The organism is Colwellia sp. E2M01 (assembly GCF_018860585.1).
In the GTDB taxonomy this organism is placed as follows: domain Bacteria; phylum Pseudomonadota; class Gammaproteobacteria; order Enterobacterales; family Alteromonadaceae; genus Colwellia.
The window spans coordinates 1-2,948 of the sequence record NZ_JAHKPR010000066.1 but is presented as its reverse complement, the minus strand read 5'-3'; the positions used below and the strand labels follow the sequence as shown (position 1 = coordinate 2,948).

Sequence of the window (2,948 nt, the reverse complement as noted above, 5' to 3'; positions counted from 1 at the left end):
ACGGAGTTTTTTTTAAAACAGTTAAGAGAAATTAACCGTTTGCGCCCTTGTTGATGAAGCGACTTAACAATGACATACCAACGGTAGAAGCTAATACAACAGCCAAGATAGCGAAACCCGCAGCAACAGCAAGCGTAACATCGGCAAGAACCTCTGCTTTTATTGCATCAATTTGTGCACTATCTAATGCAGCATGAGAAGAACCAACAACAGCAAAAGAAGCTCCTACAACAGCAACGGTTTTACCACGCCAAGTTTTTAACATATTCATAAAATAACACCTGTTTAATATGTGCCAGTAGCACGTTTAATAATAGTCTTTAAAAAAGACCACGTTATCCCAAAGCCCAAACCAGTAAACCATGCGACAACTAGGCAACCGATAAGGTAAGGAATTAGAGAATCCATTATCTTTTTACCCCTACATTAAAACCGTGATAAAAAGACAAAAGAAAGAGTCCAACAATCAAAATTTGGATTAATAAATCTGATTGTTCAACGCTCATGATTAGCCAACCTTGCTTAAATTATTTTCATTGAATTTTTCAAAGACTAGATTAAATCGGTCGAGTTCTATATCACCGTAACGCCCTGCTTTGAAAGAAGAGGGAGAAACAATATATTTTCCAACTTCTAAACATTCAGCTAGTGAGTTGAAAGTATTTTCAATCTCAATTGGAAAAGGTGAGCCTGTGTACATATATGCTTTTTGTTTGAATACGGTGCGCTCTTTGTCTGTACCTTGATTAAAAGTACGTGAAAGTGGGCGGTCATGGTTTTTTATTACTTCAATTATCAAATTCATATCAATCAACCTTATTATCATTAAGTAAAATATTTACATCTAAGTTTTGGCAGTTAGGACAACAAACCAAATTTAAATCAAAGTTAGTAATTAAATCCAAATCTAACTCTGAGCCTATCCAGTCGCACGAAGTACAACTAAAAAGAATATCTTTAATAGTGGGATTAAAAAAAATAGCGTCCATGCTTAGGTGCCCACCTAAAATCATTATGAAACCGCTCTAAGTTGAACTTGATCGCAAAGATGATCAGGTTCTTTGTAGCTAGATGGATGCTGATTAGAAAAATCTACATTGATAACCCGTAGCATTGGGACAACATTTGAGGCAATACCTTTTAAATTTTGTAAATGAGCACGGGAAACAACGACACACAATTCTTTCATATTTCTGTAAAACGTTTTTTCTGGGGTGGTTCTTTTAACTTCTTCAAAACCCTCATTCTTAAAACTTCGATAAAATCTAAAAAGGCGCTCTGCTTTTGCATAACTAACGTTGCCAGTTGTTACACTAACTTTGCTGTAAATTGATTTTAATTTGTTAAGTATTGATTCATCGTCGTAAGCGTTCATTGATTCGTCCCCTAGCGCGTTGAAAACATCCTTGAAAGCCTCAGACCAAAGCGACTGTATCAGGCAGGATTTAAAATTTTGCGCATATTCTATAAATTCATTAGCTAATGTTGGTATAGCAAGTCTTTGTAACATTCTCGGTAATATTGAAGCCTCAAAACGTAAGGCGTTTTCAGCAAATAACTTAACTTGGTCGTTTGTCATAGCTTCCAATTGTTTGATATAAAGCGGATTAGGGTTTCTTTTAATCTTTTTTTCTAACTCGCTTATTTGGTGCATTAACTCAAAATGTTTTAAATATATTTTTAACTGTTTATGTCTTGAAGATTTTTTACCATTTGAATTAATACCAAAATAACAAGTTGTATCATGATTATTTTTAGAGCTACGAGTTTGCCCGCTTGATATGTTTTTAAGTGCGGTTATAACTTGTCTGCCTTGTGTCATATTTTCTAGTTGAGCCGTAAAGGTCACATCTATTTGCTTTATCTCGCACAAATGCCAATCAAGCATATTTGATAAATCAGGCATACCAACATTGAAAGCTTGAACCAAAGCAAAAACACATTTCTCGACATCACAAGAACCGTAAACATTATGACCCTGTAACAACTTTGCAGGGCTAGCCTTTAATTCGATATGTGGCCAGTAGTTATCACCACCTGTAAAAATTTTAAAACTTAAAGTTGAATTAGAGCTAGCAATTGACTCAAACGGGTGACGTAGACGGGAAACGGTAACAGCACCACAAGGGGTATATTCAACCTCACCTGCTTCTAGTTTAGCGCCAGACCAATGACAAGCCTGTAAATCAACAATTCCACGAGATTCGGCAGCATCGCCACTGCAAAAATCTTCATTAAATGGAATTGATAATCTAAATAAGTCTATCATTTGTAAGTTTCTTAGATTCTAAATATTTATTTTGTTTGTGTAATTTAGTTTCTTAGTTTCTCAAAGTCAAGAAAGAAAGTATATTAGTTTATAATTAATTAGTAACCCATAAAAAATAAGTTGAGATATGCCTACAAAACACATAGACGATGCAACATGGCGAAAAGTCGAGAAAGAAGTGGTTAAAGCAGTTATAGCAACAAAGAAAGGATTTAAAGATGCGGAAATAATAAAAATACTACTCAATAAAGGTATTGAGGAAATAACAGAGCAAGATTATATAAACCACTCAAATCGGTCAAAATGACAGTAGAGTACACTGTTATAGTATGTGTACTCTTAGACATTCCAAATAATTATATTATGATGCACGGATGCACATAAAAATAACTTCAAATGACCCCTACTTTCATCAAGCAATCAATTTTTTAAAATTGAAATATAGAACAACGGCAGCAAGTAAAGCAGCTAAAAATGCTATATATGAGATTTACGAAATTGAACGCGAAAATGAAATATTAAGCGCAAATATTGAAAGCTTAGAGAGTGAAGTTGTAAGACTTAGAGCTTTGCTAGATTTATTGAAAAGTACAAATATACGCACCAGAAACGCCCTAATGAGATAATTTAAAGGCGTTTTAGTGTATTAGCCCGATTCTGAAGAGTATCGGACATAGTG

5 protein-coding genes are annotated in these 2,948 nt (G+C 34.4%); 2 read left to right on the top strand and 3 right to left on the bottom strand.

Annotated features, from left to right (window positions below; all coding sequences use genetic code 11):
* Nucleotides 1-31: 31 nt before the first annotated feature.
* The 3 genes from KO502_RS12695 to KO502_RS12685 form a co-directional block, all read right to left on the bottom strand.
* Nucleotides 32-271, bottom strand: coding sequence for a hypothetical protein (locus KO502_RS12695; protein ID WP_216022934.1), 240 nt, complete (start codon nt 269-271; stop codon nt 32-34).
* 237 nt (nt 272-508) lie between these two features.
* Nucleotides 509-805 carry a G5P family DNA-binding protein gene (locus KO502_RS12690; RefSeq protein WP_216022933.1) on the bottom strand — a complete coding sequence of 99 codons (297 nt, stop codon included), beginning with the start codon at nt 803-805 and terminating at the stop codon, nt 509-511.
* 207 nt (nt 806-1,012) lie between these two features.
* Nucleotides 1,013-2,269, bottom strand: a complete 1,257-nt coding sequence (locus KO502_RS12685) for a phage/plasmid replication protein, II/X family (RefSeq protein ID WP_216022932.1) — start codon at nt 2,267-2,269, stop codon at nt 1,013-1,015.
* Nucleotides 2,270-2,396: 127 nt separating this feature from the next.
* Here KO502_RS12685 and KO502_RS12680 point away from each other — a divergent pair, with 127 nt between their 5' ends.
* Complete coding sequence (locus tag KO502_RS12680; RefSeq protein ID WP_216022931.1) at nt 2,397-2,576, top strand: hypothetical protein; 180 nt, start codon at nt 2,397-2,399, stop codon at nt 2,574-2,576.
* A gap of 67 nt (nt 2,577-2,643) precedes the next feature.
* Entirely contained in the window at nt 2,644-2,895 is a 252-nt protein-coding gene (locus tag KO502_RS12675) for a hypothetical protein (RefSeq protein WP_216022930.1), read from the top strand.
* Nucleotides 2,896-2,948 lie beyond the last annotated feature (53 nt).

Excerpts from the sequence above, each read along its gene's own strand:
- KO502_RS12690 (WP_216022933.1), bottom strand. The coding sequence starts at position 805 with ATGAATTTGATAATTGAAGTAATAAAAAACCATGACCGCCCACTTTCA.
- KO502_RS12695 (WP_216022934.1), bottom strand. The coding sequence starts at position 271 with ATGAATATGTTAAAAACTTGGCGTGGTAAAACCGTTGCTGTTGTAGGA.
- KO502_RS12680 (WP_216022931.1), top strand. The coding sequence starts at position 2,397 with ATGCCTACAAAACACATAGACGATGCAACATGGCGAAAAGTCGAGAAA.
- KO502_RS12685 (WP_216022932.1), bottom strand. The coding sequence starts at position 2,269 with ATGATAGACTTATTTAGATTATCAATTCCATTTAATGAAGATTTTTGC.
- KO502_RS12675 (WP_216022930.1), top strand. The coding sequence starts at position 2,644 with ATGCACATAAAAATAACTTCAAATGACCCCTACTTTCATCAAGCAATC.